Origin of the sequence: Collinsella sp. LCP19S3_H3, from assembly GCF_052119145.1 — a bacterium.
Taxonomy (GTDB): Bacteria; Actinomycetota; Coriobacteriia; order Coriobacteriales; family Coriobacteriaceae; genus Collinsella.
This window is the reverse complement of record NZ_JBQKFW010000001.1, coordinates 141,102-157,935: the sequence shown is the minus strand read 5'-3', so window position 1 is coordinate 157,935 and position 16,834 is coordinate 141,102. Positions and strand designations below refer to the sequence as shown.

Genomic DNA, 16,834 nt, shown 5'->3' with positions numbered 1-16,834 from the left:
AGGGCAGCCGGGCACGGCGGGACTTTCAAACTCAAAAATCGTACCACGGCGCGGGGCATACGAGCGGGGCGGTCGCGCTAACTCAGTCGATGTACATGTCCTCTAGCGTGACGCGCCGCCCAAGACTATGCAAGGTCGAATTATGCAAGGTCGCACAACTCGGCGTATACACCCGCCCGTATAGTTACTCCACCGGCTTGAAGATGGTGGACTGGCCAAAGACACTACGGATGAGGGCTTTGGCCTCGTCCTCGGTCTGCGGGATGCTCGGGGCTGCGCCCTGGTGGCCGAAGGGACTGCCGGCGCCGGGATTGGACTCCCAAGGGGCAGCGAGAGCGTCGTCACTTGCAGGAGCGGACGTCGCAGCTGCGGGAGCTGCGGCCGAAGCGGCAGGGCTGGGCGCAGGCGCCGCGGCAGGCACGTCGAACGGAGGAAGATCTTCCCCGTTCGCATCGCCGGCGAAGCCGCCGACCATGGCGTCGTCGTAGGGTACCTGCTCGGATTCCCATGGCGCAGCCTGCGCAGACGGCTGAATCTTGGGAGCAGACGCGCACTCGGGCGCTCGGGGCGCGGGCTCGGTCGGGAGCTTGCCCGTGGCAGGAGCACCGGCAGGGTTGTCGGAGCGCAGCCAGGGGGCCTTGGCCAGGTCGGATGACTTGGGTGCAGGCGCGGCAGCGGGCTTGGACGCGGGGATCGGAGCAGCCGGTTTGGACACGGCGGGTTCAGTCACCGACGGGATCGGTGCCGCTACCGGTGCCGCTTTTGGCTGCGTCGCGCTGGCGCTCAAGGATGCAGGGGCCGCCGAGGACACGGGTTGCGGGTCCGCAGATGCCGCAGCCCGTGCAGATGGAGAAAGCTCCTCATGTTGAGGAGCCGGCCTGACACCCCCATCCAGGACATAGTCGACGGTGCGACGACCGAAGACCGCACTGACTGTCGGCAAAAACACCGCCTGTGTATCAGCACGCCCGAGCATCTTGATAGCAAATGCCGTAGGGAACGAGACCGTGAGCTTAGAACCATCGTCTGCCGTAGCGCGAGCGTTCAACAGGAGTGCCGCATAAGAAGGTTGTTGGGCCTTGACGCGCTCGACGACCTCGACCCATTTGCGCTGGAGCTCGCCGGCATCCTCTACCGCAGGGGTCTCGGCGGCGCCGGCGGCAGCAACCTGAGCGGCAGTGTTGGGCTGGGGCTTAGGCGCCGGCGCAGCGGCAGGTACGGGAGCCGAAGCGGCGGTGGGCTGGGGCATCGGAGCCGGGGCAGGCTGAGGAGCAGGCGCAGCGGGCTTGGAAGCTGACACGGACGCAGGCTGCGTCGCCGGAGCGGCGGCACCGCGATCCCAAGGCATGCCGCCCTGGCAAGCGGGCGTAGCAGTGGGAGCGGCGGATGCCACAGGGGCAGCAGCTCGGGCACCCGAGATCAGCGTCGGTTGTTGTGTCGCCACAGGTGCAGCCGCGACAGCCGCAGGCGCAGCACCAGCAGCAGCCACGCTCGCCGGCACCGCGGCGTTGGCGACCATGGCCTCCAAGCGTGCCACGCGCTCGGCCAGGGCCTCAATGGTCAGATCGGCCTCGGGACGTGCCAGGCGCGTGCAGGCGATCTCGAGCACCAGGCGCACGTCGCTCGCACCCCTCATCTCCAACGCGGCATCGTCGAGCACTGTCAGCACGCGGGCCAGACGGTCGGCCGGATGCCCGCCAAAGGCAGCGGCCTCGGCAGCAAGCGCCTCAGCCTGCTCGGCCCCGCCCTCAAACAGCTCGCCACGGGTACCGGCAACGCAGGCCACATACACGTCGCGCACGTGCGCCACCAGGTCGCGCGTCAGCTCAAGCAAGTCATTGCCCTCCTCGATCTGTGCGCGAATGAGCCCATAGAGTTCAGCAATATCACGCTCGGCGATGGCGCGGGCAAACTCGCCCAGGATCTGGTCCGAAACCTCGCCCAAAAGCGAGCGGGCATCGTCCGCATGCACGGCGCCGTTGCCAAAAACGCTCAGCTGCTCCAGCGTGGAAAGCGCGTCGCGCATGCCGCCCTTGGCATGGCGCGCCACGATGGCCAGCGCCTCGTCGTCGTAATCGAAGCCCTCCTGCTCGCACACGTAGGACAGACGATGCTCGATATCCTCGTTGCCGATGCGGTGGAAATCGAAGCGCTGGCAGCGCGAGAGGATGGTCTCCAGAATCTTTTGCGGATCGGTGGTGCACAGCACAAAGATCACGTGCGCCGGCGGCTCCTCGAGCGTCTTGAGCAGCGCGTTAAACGCCGCCGTCGTGAGCATATGGACCTCGTCGATGATATAGATCTTGTACTTGCCACGCACCGGAGCAAAGTTAACGGAGTTGATGATCTCCTCGCGCACATTGTCCACGCCCGTACGGCTTGCGGCATCGAGCTCGTAGACATCGGGGTGGTTGCCCTCGGCGATGAGCTCGCACTCTTCGCAAGTGCCGTCGGGCATGCAGCCGCTTGCGCCCTCGGCGCGCGCCGCCTCGGCATTGCGGCATAGCAGCGCCTTGGCCAGAATGCGCGCCATGGTGGTCTTGCCCGTGCCGCGCGGTCCGCAGAACAGGTACGCGTGGGACAAGCGTCCCTCGGTGATGGCGTGCTCGAGCGTCGAGACGATATGCTGCTGGCCCACCACGGAGTCGAAGGTGAGCGGGCGATACTTTCGGTACAACGATTCCATGGGTGCTCCCCCGGGTATACTGAGTCTTGTTGCCGCGACGGCCATGCGGTCGCACGGCATACTGCACTCATAATAACCCGTACGGCGAGCCCGCCGCGATAGGAGTCCAAAGAGCATGGCAGACGCAGAGAGCAACCTCGTTCCCTCCGAAGCAGCCGACCAGGTCGAGGTCGCGCTCGAGAAACAGGCAGCAGCCGACGACGGCATCCTGTACCTCAACGAGTATCAGTACGAAAACGACCTCGTCACCGACTTCGCCCGCTTGGTCGCCTCGCCCAGGCGTCGCGGCTCGCTGTATGTCGCCGCGGCAATTGCCGCGCTGCTCGGCATCGGCATGTTGGTGGCCGGCGGCAACTGGATCAAGTTTGGCGTCGTCCTGATCGTGTTCGGCGCCTTTTTGGCCTGGTGGAGCAAAAACCTGCACCACACGCTCGCCCGCGACTTTATCGACGCCGTCGAGGCCGACAAGTCCATGGGTGGCCGCTATCGCCGCGTCGCCGCCAACGAGGACGGCTTGATGGTATGGGGCAAGAGCGGCAAGTCGCAGTTCTTCCCGTTTGAGAAGCTCGACCACGTACTCGACGGCGAGCGCATCTTTGTTGCCATGTTCGCAGACCAGGGCGTGACGATCCCCAAGGACACCTTTGTTCGCGGCGACGCCGAGCAGTTTGGCTCCTTCCTTAAGGCGCGCATCAACAAAAAGCTCCGCATCGAGACCAAGAAGAAGAAAATGAAGGCCGAGAAGGCAGCAGCCGAGGCCAAGCAGGGAGACAAGGCAGACAAGCCCCAGGACAACAAGGACAAGCAGTGCAAGCAGAAGAAGGGCAAGAAGAAGCGCTAAGGCCAAGTCAGACAGGCAGCCTCGCATCCCGCTATCCTCCCCATGCACCAGAGCGTGCTACACTAGCAGCATCTATGCCACCGCGAATGGCTCGGCCCCGCGCCCGCCGCTCGCAAACGAACTTTAAACGCACGAGGGTTGGCCATGCCGCTTTTCTCGCAACATACCGCCCGGTTCTCGCCGGACGTCCCTTTGGAGGGCACCAGCTCTCGCGAGCTGCTCAAGCGGTACCAGCCGCTCGAGACGCTTGCGACCGGCGGTTTTGGCTCCATCGAGATTTGCCGCGACACGCACCTGCGTCGTCGCGTGGCCATTAAGCGCATCCCTCTTATCAACGGCTCCGGCGTGCCCGCCAGCGACATCATGGATGTACTGCGCGAGGCACATACCGCCGCCATGCTTCAACATCCCAATATCGTGCAGGTTATCGACTTTACGCATGACACCGCCTATGCCTACCTGGTCATGGAGTATGTCGACGGCATGTCGCTGGCCGAGTTTTTGCATATCGTGGACGGCCACTCGCTCACCTTTGACGAGGCAGCGACCATTGCCGACGCGTTGGGTCAGGCGCTCACCTTTGCCCATGCAAACGGCGTGCTTCATCTGGACATAAAGCCCGCCAATGTGCTCATTGACCACTCGGGCAATGTAAAGCTCACCGACTTTGGCATGGCGCGGCTGTCATCTGCCGGCGGCTTTGGCGGATCGCGCGGCGGCACCATCGGCTACATGCCGCCCGAACAGCTCGATATCGAGACCGGCACGGTCGACGAGCGCGCCGATGTCTTTGCCCTTGCCTGCGTGATCTACGAGGGCCTGTGCGGCAGCGCCCCCTTTATGGCGGCAACGCCTGCCGACTCGCTCGACCGCATCATCGGCGGCGCCACCTACCCCAGCGAGCTGATCCCGCACTTTCCCCCGGGAGCCGAGGCAGCGCTCATGAGCGCCCTCTCCCCTATGCCGCAAGACCGCCCCGATAGCATCGAGGCATTCTGCGACCAACTCCTTGCCGGCTTGGGGAGCGTGCGCGAAGGCCGTCGCAGCTTGGAGCAGATGGTAAGCGAGCTTTCGGACGACGAGCACGCGGCAGACGATATGGAGTCGCTGCCTTACGAGGATAACGCCATCGAAGTCGACCCCGCGCTCGGTTGGGCGGGCACGCGCTGGAGCTGCGCGCGCGATTACACCATGCGCGGTATCTCGGCGCTAACGTGTGCAACCTTCAGCTTTTTGCTTATGCAGACAGCGGGCGTCGCGGCGCTTCCCGGGCTGGTCGCCGCGGCCATCGCTATTGGCGCGGCGGCAGGCTTGGCACCGCAGATCGGCTCGGCTATCTCGGCCGTAGGCTTTTTGGTGCTCATGGCCAACGCCACCATGCAGGCGCAGGGCATCCTGTCGATGCTGCCGGTCGCGGTCATTTTTGCCGCCGCCATGTCCGGATGGTGGATTGCCTGGGGACGCACCGAAGCGGCCGCGAGCGCGGCACTCACCTGCACGCTTGCGCTAGGTTGTCTAACCGGCGACGCCATCCTTGCCGCCGGGGCCGCCGCGGGCTTCGCGGCGTTTTGGCTCGGCCCGGCAAGCGCCGCTGCCGCCACGGGTATAGGCGCGCTTTTTGCCCGCCTGGCCGCAGCTGCCCTCCCTACGGGAGGCGTGCTGGGGCTTGGCAATGTCGCCGCAGCGCTGGGCGACGCGTTCCTCTGGGCCGCCTTCGCACTGATCGCAGCAGCAGCCGCGGCAACGTCGCTGCTGCTCAATGCCCATGCCAAGCGCGCCGAGCAGGGGTCAAACCTCGCCGCCATCGTCGCAATTGCCGTCGCCGGTATCGGCTCGGCCGTATCGTTTTGTCTTGCACACCATATGGAAATTGCCAGCCTTGCGGGCACGGTCGTCGCCAAGGCGGCGGTTGCGGGAATCCTATCCTCTATAATCGTTGGGATATGCCTGTATTTGCTCGGATACCAAAGAACCTATACGGAGAGTGATCTTTCGTGAACTTCCTGAACATCTTCGAGGACCACGTGGCCGGCATCTTCGGTGCCACCCGTGCCCCGTTCTCCTTTAAGAAGCTTGCCAAGCAGGCTGCTCGTGACATGGAGGATCAAACTCTGGTGATCAACGGCGTCAACACCGCGCCGGCGCTCTATACCATCCTGATCGCCACCGATGACGATCCCATGCTTGCCCCGTTCTATCCCGAGCTTTCGCGCGAGGTGCGCGAGTTTGTGAAGGCGCAGGCCGAAAAACGCCGCTACGTCTTTGTCGGCGAGCCCCTTGTTCGCTTTATGATCGACCCTCAGCTGCGCGCCGGCAAGTTCTCGGTCTTTGCCGAGAACGTCGACGCTCCCACGCTCGGCCGTCTGTACGAGGAAGAGCGCGCCTATCAAAATGGCCTGGGACAGAACAGCTCGGCCACAAGCCGTGCCGCGAGCGCCCCCCGCGCCGGTCAGCAGCAGTTTGCATCGCCGCAGCAACACCCGGCCGCCATGCCCCAGCAGCAGCCGACACCCCGCGCTGCCACTCCCGACCCGCTCGCTGTGGCCGACCCCTTTGCACCCAATGTCCCCGATCCCGCAGCCCCCATCCCTGTGCCGCAAACCGTCTCGCGCGACGCACTTGCCGGTATGGGCGGAGCGGCTGCCACTGGCGCCGCCGTGGGCCTTGGCGCTGCGACCAGCATCGCCTCCAACATGGCAAGCCCCCGCGCCCCGCAGCGTCCGCTCGCCCAACTCGTCGACGTCGTGAGCGGCGAGAGCCACAACATCACCTCCGCGCAGGTGACCATCGGTCGTGAGCGCTCGGTATCCGACATCGCCCTGCGCGACCCCAACGTGTCGCGCCGTCATGCCCAGCTCACCTTTACCGGCTCTGACTGGTCGATCGAGGACCTCAACTCCACCAACGGCACGCTCGTCAACAACCGCCGCATCACGCGCTGCCCGCTGCGCAACGGCGATCTGCTAACGTTTGGCCTGAGCACCTTTGAATTTAGGGGTTAATCGCTTATGAACATCGATATCGTCCTTTTTGCAGGCCGCATCGTACTGGTCGTCCTGCTTTATATCTTCTTGTTCGCCGTCATGAAGACCGGCGTGGGGCTCGTGCGCGGCCAGCGCCGCGACTCTGCCATCTGGACGATCGATGTGGACAAGGGCCCGCGCGGCATCCGCGGTATTCACGTGGATATGCTTGGCCCCGTCATCGTCGGTCGTTCGCCGTCATCTGACATCTGCATCAACGAGCCGTTTGTCTCTGCCTCGCATGCGCGTTTTTCGCTGCAGGGCCCGGCACTTATTATCGAGGACCTCAACTCGCTCAACGGCACCCTTGTTAACGGCCGCCAGCTGGTGGAGCCCGCAACGCTGCGCGAGGGCGACGAAGTCCAGATTGGCGACGTGGTCATGAAGGTGAACCGTCGATGATCGACGAGGAGAACAAGTCCGCAACCATGTCCGAGGCGCCGGCAGCCCCCGCGGCCGTGCCGGCTCACGCCGCCCCGACGGGCCCTGCGCCCGTTGAGCCCGAGGACACCGTGTTCTCCCTGCCTCTTTCGCATGTAACGCAAGACCATCCGATGCCCATCGATGGCCAGGATGAAGATAATTCCACCGATGCCCCCATCGGCGCGCACGCCGTTGCCGATCAACCTTCGGCACCGGAAACTACACCTGCGCCGGCCCACTTTGCCGAGTCTGTCGCCGCGGCAATCGATGAGAGCGCCGCGGTGTTTTTGGCCCCCGAGCCCACGGCACCGGTGTTTCCCGTAGTTCCAGCACCCACCGCAGCGCCCGAGCCCGCATCTACACCGGCACCCGCGGCGGCATCCTCCCCCGCGGCCGCATCGGCGCCCGAGGCCGTGCAGCCTACGGCCGAAGAGATGCCCGTCGCAGCGACGGAGGACGCCTCTCAGCCCCACAGCACGCCCGCGCCCGCACACTTCGCGGCACCCGAGCCCGCAGCCGTCGCCCCGCAAGACGAAGAGCCTGCCGACCACACAACCGAAGTGCCCGCCACGTCTAAAGTCGACGACCCGAGCAACGAGGCCAACGCCGTCTCGCCCGGCGACACGGCCGAGATTGATGTCGCCGCCGTGGAGGCCAAGCTCAAGGACCCTGGTTCGACCATGAGTTTTGAGCCGCTGACCGACGAGCGCATCGAGACCGATTCGACCTACGATGCCGGCACCACCACGCAACTCATGTGGGGCGCCCGCTCCGATGTTGGCTGCGTGCGTCCGCACAACGAGGACTCCTACCTGGTACAGTCGCCGCTCTTTTGCGTGTGCGACGGCATGGGTGGTCACGCCGCCGGCGAGGTAGCCTCATCCATCGCGGTCGAGACCATCGCCAAGACGGCGCCACAGGCTGCCGACGCCGCGCGCCTAGCCGCAGCCGTCGAAGCTGCCAACGCCGCCGTCATCGAGGCCGCACTCAACGGCCTGGGCAAGCCCGGTATGGGCTGCACGGCGACCTGCGCCTATATCGAAAACGACATGCTCGCCATCGCCCACGTGGGCGACTCGCGCGCCTATCTGCTCCACGAGGGCACGCTCATCCGCGTGACCCGCGACCACTCCTATGTGGAGGAGCTCGTGGACGCTGGCGAAATTACGGCCGACGAGGCGCGCGTCCATCCCAACCGCTCGGTTATCACACGTGCGCTGGGTTCGGACCCCGCCATGTATGCCGACCACTTTACCCTGCACATCGAAGAGGGCGACCGCCTGATCCTATGCTCGGACGGCCTTTCGAGCATGATTCCCGATAGCGAAATCGAAAACATCGCCACGCAATCGTCTACGGCGCAGATTTGCGTCGACAACCTGGTGGACGCCGCGCTCGCTGCCGGCGGCCACGACAACGTGACGGTAGTCGTTGTGGACCTGGTCGACGACGGCGTCATGCGCGAGGCGAAGCGTGTTCGCCGCCGCAACGTCACCATTGCCGCCATCCTGGGCATCGCTTTTGTGCTGGCGGCAGCCATCTGGGCCTACGCGGGCGTCACCGGCTCGTATTACCTGGGCACCTACAAGGACACCGTCGCGGTCTACCGGGGCATTCCCGGCAAGCCGCTCGGCCTTAAGCTGCACTGGCTCGAGAGCACGACCGCCATCAAGCTATCCGACCTACCCGAAGACACGCAGAATCGTCTGAAAGCAGGCATTCCGCAAACGAGTGTTGACGACGCGCAGGACACTATCTCCAAGTACCGTCATCAAATCGATGAGGAACAGACCCGCCAGGTGATCGACGCGCAAACGATTCGCGACAACACCGACCAGGAATCGACTTCCAAATCGAATTCCGAAAAAACCGCCGAACAGTCCGCCGAGGCCGAAGCCTCCGATAAGAATTAGAAAGGGAGTGCCGCTTATGAGTCGCCGCAACACCGAAATGCTCTTGCTCATCGCCTCGGCGTTCCCCGTCATCTTGCTGTATGCGATGTACGTGCTCACCGCAGGCGCTTCCATCTCGTTTGAAACGCTCGCCGTGCCGATCGGTCTCTTTGCCGCCTTCGCCGCGGCGCATATCGCCGTGCGCATCCTGGCGCCCGGTGCCGATCCGGCCATCCTGCCCATCGTCTTTGTGCTTTCGGGTATCGGCATCACGTTCGTAACGCGTCTGGCACCCGCCCTCGCCATCTCGCAGCTCGTCATTCTGTTTGTCTCGGTGGCACTGATGGTGGGCACGCTCGCGATGATCAAGAATCTCGATGTGGTCATGCGCTACAAGTACACCTTTGGCATCATCGGCATCATCTTGCTGATGCTGCCCATCTTTATCGGCACCACCATCTCGGGTTCCAAGCTGTGGATTCGCATCGCCGGCTTCACCATCCAGCCCGGCGAGTTCGCCAAGATTTTTATCGTATTGTTCTTGGCCGGATACCTAGCCGAGAACCGCGAGCTACTCTCCATCTCCAATCGCAAGATCTTGGGCCTCAAGGTCCCGCGCCTGCGCCTGCTGCTACCGCTGTTCGCTGTGTGGGGTGTATGCCTTCTGGTCGTTGTCTTCGAGCGCGACTTGGGCTCCGCCGTGCTGTTCTACACCATCTTCTTGCTGATGCTCTACGTCGCCACGGGACGTTTCTCGTATGTCGTCATCGGCCTTGCGCTTTTGGCAGTGGGTGCCGTGGGCGCCTACAGGTTCCTGTCGCATGTCCAGGTACGTTTTCAGATCTGGGCCGACCCCTTTAAGGATGCCCAGGGCCAGGGCTACCAGATTGTGCAATCCCTTTTCTCGTTGGCTGACGGCGGTCTTATCGGCGTTGGCATCGGTAATGGCATGGCCAATAACATCCCCGTCGTCGAGTCCGACTTCATTTTCTCGGCCATCGGCGAGGAAATGGGCCTTTTGGGCGGCGGCGCCGTACTCGTCCTGTTTATGCTCTTTGCCGTGCGAGGCCTGACCACGGCCGCCCGCGCTAAGTCCGACCTTGCCGCATTTAGCGCCACGGGCCTCACGGCCGCCATTAGCTTCCAGGCCTTCTTGATCGTTGGCGGCGTTACCCGCCTGATTCCGCTGACCGGCGTCACCCTGCCCTTTATGAGCCAGGGCGGCTCCTCGCTGCTGGCGAGCTTTATCATTGTCGCGCTTTTGCTGCGCGCCGGCGATGAGGCCACCGGTCGCGAAGCCGAGCTCACCGGTACCGGCACCATGGCCGCTATCTCTGACGACCAGGTCGCTTCTGCCGCGGCGCATGCCGGCACGCGCTTCGCTTCTTCGTCTTCCTACGGCCGTGGCAGCCACTCCACCGGCTCGCGCATGCGTCGTCGCCTGCTCGATACGCCCGAATCTGGCGTGCTCGGCCGCGTGGCGCTCGCCAACCGCCTAACCCGCGCGGTGTTTGCCTTTACGGCCCTGTTCGCCATCCTCATCGGCAACCTCACCTATGTACAGGTCATCAAGGCCAAGGATTACCAGGATATGCCGACTAACAATCACACCATCGCCCGTTCCAAGTACATCCAGCGCGGCTCCATCATCACGTCCGACGGCGTGACGCTGGCCGAATCGCTGCAACAGGAGGACGGCACCTACGTACGCTCCTACCCTAATGGCAACCTGGCCGCCCATGTGGTTGGCTATGTGAGCCAGCAGTACGGCACCGCCGGCATCGAGAGCGTGATGAACGACACGCTCACCGGTTCCAAGGATTACTCCAGCTGGAACAACGCCATCGCGTCGCTCGCGGGCCAAAACCAGCCGGGCAACACCGCCAAGCTCACCATCGACTCCCGCATCCAGACGGCTGCCGAACAGGCTCTCAAGGGCTTTAAGGGCGCCGTCGTGGTCATGGACCCGCGCACTGGCGCGGTGCTCGCATGCGCCAGCTCGCCCACCTACGACAACACCAACATCGACGCCCTGCTGCAATCGGGCGGCGGTGAGGACGGTTCTATGTACGACCGCGCCATGGACGCCCTCTATACTCCGGGCTCCACGTTTAAGGTCGTCACGCTTTCGGCGGCACTCGAGACCGGCACCGCAAGCCTTTCGAGCACTTATCAGGCGCCCGGTTCCATGGATATCGGCAATGCACCGGTCACCAACTACGCCAATGAGAGCTACGGCACGATTAGCCTGCAGCAGGCCTTTGCCGTGTCGTCCAACGTCGTCTTTGGTCAGGTGGCAAACGAGGTCGGCGCCAGCTCGCTCGTACAGTTCGCCAACGCCTTTGGCTATGGCCAAAAGCTCGGTCAGGACCTAACCGCCACGGCGTCCATCATGGCCGACCCCTCGCTCATGACCGAGTGGGAAACCGCCTGGGCCGGCGCCGGCCAGCCCGTCGGCATGGACCACACGCCGGGTCCGCAGACCACCGTCATGCAGAACGCCGTTATTGCGGCGGCCATCGCCAACAGCGGCGTCGTCATGGACCCGTTCTTCGTTGCCCAGGTGCTCGCCCCAGACGGAACCGTGGTCAAGACCACGCAGTCCCGCTCACTGGGCCAGGCCGTCAGCGCCACCACGGCCGAACAGGTCAAACAGGCCATGCTCGACGTCGTTCAATCCGGCACCGGCACCGATGCCCAGATTCCGGGCGTCAAGGTTGCCGGCAAGACCGGCTCTGCCGAGACCGTCGGTACCAACGTCAACTCGATGTTCGTCGGTTTTGCGCCTTACGATTCACCCACGGTCGCCATCTCGGTAGCCTTGGAGGATTACGACAAGCACGACGTCAAGGCGGCAAAGATCGCCGGCATCGTCCTGACCGCGGCGCTTGCCGCCCAGGGAGCGTGATGCCCGTGATTGATGCGCAAGCATGGGGCGTGCCGCGGCCGATAACGCTAGCGGCAATGCGCCACACGGCCCCAGCGGCCTCAAATTTGGTACTACACACATCGTTGAGCGAATAGTCATGTTAGGAGCAGGAATGGAACAGAGGGTCCTCGGGGGAAGATACCTCCTCAAGGATAAGGTAGGAACAGGCGGCATGGCGACCGTCTACCGTGCACAGGACCAGGTCCTCGACCGCACGGTAGCTATCAAAATCATGCTGCCGCAATATGCCGGCGACGCCACCTTTGCCGCACGCTTTAAGCAGGAGGCCCAGGCAGCCGCCGGCCTCTCCTCCCCCTATATCGTCGGCGTCTACGATTGGGGCAAGGACGGCGACACCTATTACATCGTCATGGAATACCTGCGCGGCACCGACCTTAAGAGCGGCATCAAGAGCCACGGCGCCCTTGATCCCAAAAAGGTCGCTCAGATCGGCTCGCAGATCAGCTCCGCACTTTCGGTCGCCCACAAGCACGAGATCATCCACCGCGATATTAAGCCGCAGAACATCATGGTGCTGCCCGACGGCAACATCAAGGTCATGGACTTTGGCATCGCGCGCGCCAAGAACAGCCACCTTACGCAGGACAACAACGTTTTGGGCACCGCCCACTACGTAAGCCCCGAGCAGACCCGCGGGCAGGATCTAGGCCCCACCTCGGACATTTACTCGCTGGGCGTCGTGATGTACGAGTGCGCCACCGGCCGCGTGCCTTTCGACGGCGACGATGCCATCTCGGTCGCACTCAAGCAGGTCAACGAGCTGCCCGTGCCGCCGAGCCAGATCAACTCCGGTGTCGATGCCGATCTTGAGCGCATTATCCTCAAGTGCATGGAAAAAGATCCGGCTAACCGTTTCCAGACGGCCGACGAGCTGCGTCAGGTGCTCAACAGCTACCTGTCTGGTCGCGCCGTCAACGTGCCGGAGCCTACGCGCGTTATCGGCGCCGTTGGCGACCTGGGTGCCACCAAGACCCGAGAGCTATCCGACCAGACGCGCGCCATGGTACGCCCCGTCTCGGGCGTGAGCGGACAAAATAACGCTCGCAGCTCCGTCTCGGGTTCAACCGGCTCTTACGCCACCGAGCAGCCCAAATCCAACAAGAACAAGATCATCGCCGCCGTAGTTGCTGCGGTAGCCGTAATCGGCGTCATCGTGGCCTTTGCCACCGGACTCTTTGGCGGCGAGCAGGTCCCGGTTCCCGATGTGTTGGGTAAGGACCAGGAGACCGCCGTCGAACTGATTAAGGATGCCGGCCTTGACGTCGGAACCATTGACCAGAGCTACAACGACGACGTCGACGAGGGAAAGGTTGTCGAGCAGACTCCTAACGGTCACACCAAGAAGCCCAAGGGCACCAAGGTGAATCTGGTAATCTCCAAGGGTCCCAAGCCCTCCGAGAAGGTTGATGTCCCGCAGCTCGTTGGTCTGACCAAGGACCAGGCAGAGGCGGCGCTGGCAAGCGTTGGCCTTAAGGGCAATGCCACCGAGGAAGCCAACGAGGCCGAAAAGGGCGAAGTCTTTGAACAGGGCACCGATGCGGGCAAGGAAGTCGAGAAGGGCACGACCATTTCGTACAAAGTCTCGAGTGGACCCGACACCACCTCCGTTCCCGATCTGACCGACATGACCGAGGCTCAGGCACGCAACGCCCTCGACATGGCCGGCTTCGGCGTCGATGTGACCTACCAGGAGAACGATTCCGTCACCGAGGGCACCGTCATTAGCTGGAACCCCAGCGGTAAGCAAAAGCCCGGCGCCACGATTACCGTCGTCATCGCCAAGAAGTCCGGCAAGGCAAACGTTCCGGGCAACCTGTACGGCAAGAGTATCTCCTCCGCCGTCACCGCGCTCAACAACGCCGGATTCTACAACATCGCATTCTGCGATCAGAACGGCAACCCCGTGAGTGGTAACGAAAACGCCACCGTGACGGGCGTCTCCCCCACTGGCAAGCAGTCCACCGACAGCACGATCACGCTGACGGTTTCGATTTCTGGCTCTGGCACCGATTCAGGCGACGATTCCGGCACGACCAACTAGTCATCGAGACATTGCCCACAGCGGCTGATGCCGCAAACATATTCGCTCACAGGCGCCCGCTTGCTCCCCCGCAAGCGGGCGCTTTCTTTATCCGAAGCAGCGAAAACTACGGCATGCCTTTAAACCAGAAGAGCCCGGTACCGCAGTGGTACCGGGCTCGATATTGCTCTGGTGCCCCCAGGCGGATTCGAAAACTCCCCCGCGGGGAAATCGGTGACGCGGGTGTCGACGGCCCGAATCCGGCCCTTAGACCAGAAGAGCCCGGCACCGTGGTGGTACCGGGCTCGATATTGCTCTGGTGCCCCCGGGCGGATTCGAACCGTCGACACCCGCTTTAGGAGAGCGGTGCTCTATCCCCTGAGCTACGGAGGCATGTTGTACTAGTGTAGCAGATTTGCGCCACTGCCATGCAGCGCATAGCCACTCTTCGAAGTTACGGTGGGACAGCCTTCCGGAAAGCGTGTCCCACTATCCAGACGAATTCTGGGACGGGCTTTCCGGATGGGGCCTCTCTAGGAAACTACGACCCGAAATTTGAGCTCGAAACGGGATATGGTTTCCCAAATGAGCCTGTTCCGGAAACTGCATCCCAGAATAGGCGCTCAAACTGGGATGATATTTCCCCAGCGAATCCCGCGAAGAGCTACAGGTAGTCATTGGGGACGTTCTTTAATGACTAGTCGTATGAGAACGTCGCAGGCGACTAGTTGCCTTTGTGGAAAAGGCCTTTGATAACGGAGGGGATGCTCTTGGCGCCCTTGGCCGTCACATCGATAAAGTCGGGCGAACGCACAAGCTTATCCTCGTCGACGTACTTGCGAACTGCACGAAGCGTCTCTTTGTCGTCGCGCGTCGAAAACGTAAAGTGGCCGTTATCCTTGGTAAAGATAGCAAAACGCGTGATCTTCTTAGTGCCGCGCAAAACCTCGGCGGCAATATAGTCGACCTCGTCCCACGGAATTTGAATAAAATCCTCGGGATTGCGCTCGTTGTAATACTCGAACGCCTTATTGCCCACCATCACGTTACCGTGGCTGGTAAGCCCCATCAGGCAGGTTGCCGGTGTTGTCAGATCGACCGTGCTGTTCTGAGATTGCGCCATGCGCGCCTCGCCCTCCAAATAAAACAATCGGACCGCATCCAGTGTACCCACCGGGTGCGGTCCGTTTCAATGGCTCAAAAGCCCTTGCCTAGCAACTCTCGGTCTTAAGCCGAAGCGCGCTTACATGAAGCCGCAAACGCGACCGATGATACCGACGGCGAAGAGAGCCAGGATGATGACGATCGGGCTGACCTTCTTCTTGAGCAGCTTGCAGACGAACAGCGTCAGGCACACGGCAGCAAGGCCGGGGATGAGCTGATCGAGGTTAGCTTGAAGCGTGGTGACCTTCACCTGATCAAGGGCGGTGGCACCGACGGAGTTGTACATCGTCAGCGCTTCCTTGATGCCCTCGGCACCGGAAGGCAGGTTAGCCCAGTCAATGAAGGCGCCGGCAGACTGCGTGACCTTGGAGACGACCGGGGTGAAGGAGATGGACACCCAGCGCTCGACCAGGGCGCCGATGATGAACATACCCAGGATGGAAGCACCCTCGGTGACCTTGCCCATCAGACCGCCGGAGAGGTCCTTGGCGATGGAGGAGCCGACCTTATAGCCAAACTCCTGCGTGTACCACAGGAAGGCGTAACGGATGATGTTCCACGCGAAGAAGAACAGCAGCGGACCGGCGATGCTGCCGGACAGGGCCAGGGAAGCGCCCAGAGCGCCCAGGATCGGGCGAAGGGTGAACCAGAAGGCGGGGTCGCCGACGCCGGCGAGCGGGCCCATCATACCGACCTTGACGCCCTGAATGGCGACGTCATCGATCGGTGCACCGTTGGCGCGCTCCTCCTCGAGAGCGAGGGTAACGCCAATGACGGGGGCGGAAACATAGGGATGGGTGTTATAGAACTCCAGGTGGCGCTTAAGCGCGGAAATCTGGTCGTCCTTGCTGGTGTAGAGCTTCTTGATCGCAGGGATCATTGCGAAGCACCAGCCGCCATTCTGCATACGCTCGTAGTTCCACGAGCCCTGAAGGAACTGATGACGGAAGCAAACCTTCTTGCGGTCAGCCTTGGTGAGCTGAATCTTGTTCTCTGCCATATGTATCACTCCCCTCCTACTCGTAATCGTTCAGAATGTCGCCGAGCGGGTCACCGGAGCCACCGCCCATGCCGCCACCCTGCTTGGCCAGATCCTTGAGGCCAAGGTAGATGAGGGCAAGGGAGATGCCAATGAGACCAAGAGCGATCAGCGTGAGCTGAGGGATGGCAGCAAGGACAAAGCCGAGGATGAAGAACGGCCAGGTCTCCTTGGTGGCCATCATGTTGATGACCATGGCGTAACCGACGGAAGCGACCATGCCGCCGCCGACAGCCATGCCGCCGGACAGCCAGTCGGGCATAGCGTTAAGCGCGTTGGTAACCGCCTCGGCCGGGATGATGCACAGAAGTACTGCCGGGATGGCGATACGAAGGCCCTGCATGAGGATGGCGGCGTACTGCCAGCGCTCGATGCCGGAGAAGTCGCCCTTCTCGGCGCAACCGTCCATGGCGTGAGCGATAGCGGTAGCCAGGGTACGGCAGATCATGGTCAGGAACAGACCAGCGACCGACAGCGGGACGGCGACGGCGATGGCGGCGGTAACGGCCTTGGCCGAATCGGTGGCGCCACCGTTGAGGGCGAGCACCATGATAATCGAAGAAGCGACCGAGGCCAGAGCGGCGTCAGGCGCGACGGCGGCACCGACGTTAGCCCAGCCAAGGGCCATCATCTGGAGCGAACCGCCCAGGAGGATGCCCTCCTGAAGGTGACCGGTTACGAGACCGATAAGCGTGCATGCCACGAGCGGCTGATGGAACTGGAACTCATCCAGAATGCCTTCCATACCGGCAAGCAACGCGACAATCGCAACAAGCAGAATAGTGATTGCAGACAT

At 62.7% G+C, this 16,834-nt stretch carries 11 protein-coding genes and 1 tRNA gene; 7 read left to right on the top strand and 5 right to left on the bottom strand.

The features are described from left to right. Nucleotides 1-184: 184 nt before the first annotated feature. Nucleotides 185-2,686 (bottom strand): DNA polymerase III subunit gamma/tau, encoded by a 2,502-nt coding sequence (gene dnaX, locus ACTQZF_RS00660; protein ID WP_441554259.1) that lies wholly within the window; start codon nucleotides 2,684-2,686, stop codon nucleotides 185-187. A 115-nt stretch (nucleotides 2,687-2,801) separates the two neighbouring features. Between dnaX and ACTQZF_RS00655 the strand changes: the two genes are divergently transcribed. From ACTQZF_RS00655 to pknB, 7 genes are all read left to right on the top strand, one after another. Further along, complete coding sequence (locus tag ACTQZF_RS00655; protein WP_441554258.1) at nucleotides 2,802-3,527, top strand: hypothetical protein; 726 nt, start codon at nucleotides 2,802-2,804, stop codon at nucleotides 3,525-3,527. A gap of 144 nt (nucleotides 3,528-3,671) precedes the next feature. Beyond that, nucleotides 3,672-5,525 carry a serine/threonine-protein kinase gene (locus ACTQZF_RS00650; protein ID WP_441554257.1) on the top strand — a complete coding sequence of 618 codons (1,854 nt, stop codon included), beginning with the start codon at nucleotides 3,672-3,674 and terminating at the stop codon, nucleotides 5,523-5,525. After that, complete coding sequence (locus tag ACTQZF_RS00645; protein ID WP_427719325.1) at nucleotides 5,522-6,529, top strand: FhaA domain-containing protein; 1,008 nt, start codon at nucleotides 5,522-5,524, stop codon at nucleotides 6,527-6,529. Before ACTQZF_RS00650 ends, ACTQZF_RS00645 begins: the two co-directional genes overlap by 4 nt. Before the next feature lie 6 nt (nucleotides 6,530-6,535). Continuing rightward, nucleotides 6,536-6,952, top strand: a complete 417-nt coding sequence (locus tag ACTQZF_RS00640) for an FHA domain-containing protein (RefSeq protein WP_055250779.1) — start codon at nucleotides 6,536-6,538, stop codon at nucleotides 6,950-6,952. After that, the gene (locus ACTQZF_RS00635) at nucleotides 6,949-8,886 is read left to right on the top strand and encodes a Stp1/IreP family PP2C-type Ser/Thr phosphatase (RefSeq protein WP_441554256.1); all 1,938 of its coding nucleotides are present in this window, start codon (nucleotides 6,949-6,951) and stop codon (nucleotides 8,884-8,886) included. The genes ACTQZF_RS00640 and ACTQZF_RS00635 overlap by 4 nt, the downstream gene beginning before the upstream one ends. A 16-nt stretch (nucleotides 8,887-8,902) precedes the next feature. Beyond that, nucleotides 8,903-11,773, top strand: coding sequence for an FtsW/RodA/SpoVE family cell cycle protein (locus tag ACTQZF_RS00630; RefSeq protein ID WP_441554255.1), 2,871 nt, complete (start codon nucleotides 8,903-8,905; stop codon nucleotides 11,771-11,773). Between the two features lie 133 nt (nucleotides 11,774-11,906). Beyond that, nucleotides 11,907-13,856, top strand: coding sequence for a Stk1 family PASTA domain-containing Ser/Thr kinase (gene pknB / locus ACTQZF_RS00625; RefSeq protein WP_427795137.1), 1,950 nt, complete (start codon nucleotides 11,907-11,909; stop codon nucleotides 13,854-13,856). 296 nt (nucleotides 13,857-14,152) lie between these two features. On the opposite strand, the gene ACTQZF_RS00620 is transcribed toward pknB, so the two are convergent. The 4 genes from ACTQZF_RS00620 to ACTQZF_RS00605 form a co-directional block, all read right to left on the bottom strand. Continuing rightward, nucleotides 14,153-14,228: transfer RNA gene (locus ACTQZF_RS00620), tRNA-Arg, on the bottom strand. Between the two features lie 331 nt (nucleotides 14,229-14,559). Further along, nucleotides 14,560-14,958, bottom strand: coding sequence for a DUF956 family protein (locus tag ACTQZF_RS00615; RefSeq protein ID WP_441554254.1), 399 nt, complete (start codon nucleotides 14,956-14,958; stop codon nucleotides 14,560-14,562). Between the two features lie 120 nt (nucleotides 14,959-15,078). Continuing rightward, the gene (locus ACTQZF_RS00610; protein ID WP_154518429.1) at nucleotides 15,079-15,999 is read right to left on the bottom strand and encodes a PTS system mannose/fructose/sorbose family transporter subunit IID; all 921 of its coding nucleotides are present in this window, start codon (nucleotides 15,997-15,999) and stop codon (nucleotides 15,079-15,081) included. A 16-nt stretch (nucleotides 16,000-16,015) separates the two neighbouring features. Next, a complete protein-coding gene (locus ACTQZF_RS00605; RefSeq protein WP_055285302.1) occupies nucleotides 16,016-16,834 on the bottom strand; it encodes a PTS mannose/fructose/sorbose transporter subunit IIC in 819 nt (272 codons plus the stop codon).

What these genes read in the sequence shown, in the direction of transcription:
- dnaX (WP_441554259.1), bottom strand. Translation starts at nt 2,686, where the DNA reads ATGGAATCGTTGTACCGAAAGTATCGCCCGCTCACCTTCGACTCCGTG.
- ACTQZF_RS00655 (WP_441554258.1), top strand. Translation starts at nt 2,802, where the DNA reads ATGGCAGACGCAGAGAGCAACCTCGTTCCCTCCGAAGCAGCCGACCAG.
- ACTQZF_RS00650 (WP_441554257.1), top strand. Translation starts at nt 3,672, where the DNA reads ATGCCGCTTTTCTCGCAACATACCGCCCGGTTCTCGCCGGACGTCCCT.
- ACTQZF_RS00640 (WP_055250779.1), top strand. Translation starts at nt 6,536, where the DNA reads ATGAACATCGATATCGTCCTTTTTGCAGGCCGCATCGTACTGGTCGTC.
- ACTQZF_RS00635 (WP_441554256.1), top strand. Translation starts at nt 6,949, where the DNA reads ATGATCGACGAGGAGAACAAGTCCGCAACCATGTCCGAGGCGCCGGCA.
- ACTQZF_RS00630 (WP_441554255.1), top strand. Translation starts at nt 8,903, where the DNA reads ATGAGTCGCCGCAACACCGAAATGCTCTTGCTCATCGCCTCGGCGTTC.
- pknB (WP_427795137.1), top strand. Translation starts at nt 11,907, where the DNA reads ATGGAACAGAGGGTCCTCGGGGGAAGATACCTCCTCAAGGATAAGGTA.
- ACTQZF_RS00615 (WP_441554254.1), bottom strand. Translation starts at nt 14,958, where the DNA reads ATGGCGCAATCTCAGAACAGCACGGTCGATCTGACAACACCGGCAACC.
- ACTQZF_RS00610 (WP_154518429.1), bottom strand. Translation starts at nt 15,999, where the DNA reads ATGGCAGAGAACAAGATTCAGCTCACCAAGGCTGACCGCAAGAAGGTT.
- ACTQZF_RS00605 (WP_055285302.1), bottom strand. Translation starts at nt 16,834, where the DNA reads ATGTCTGCAATCACTATTCTGCTTGTTGCGATTGTCGCGTTGCTTGCC.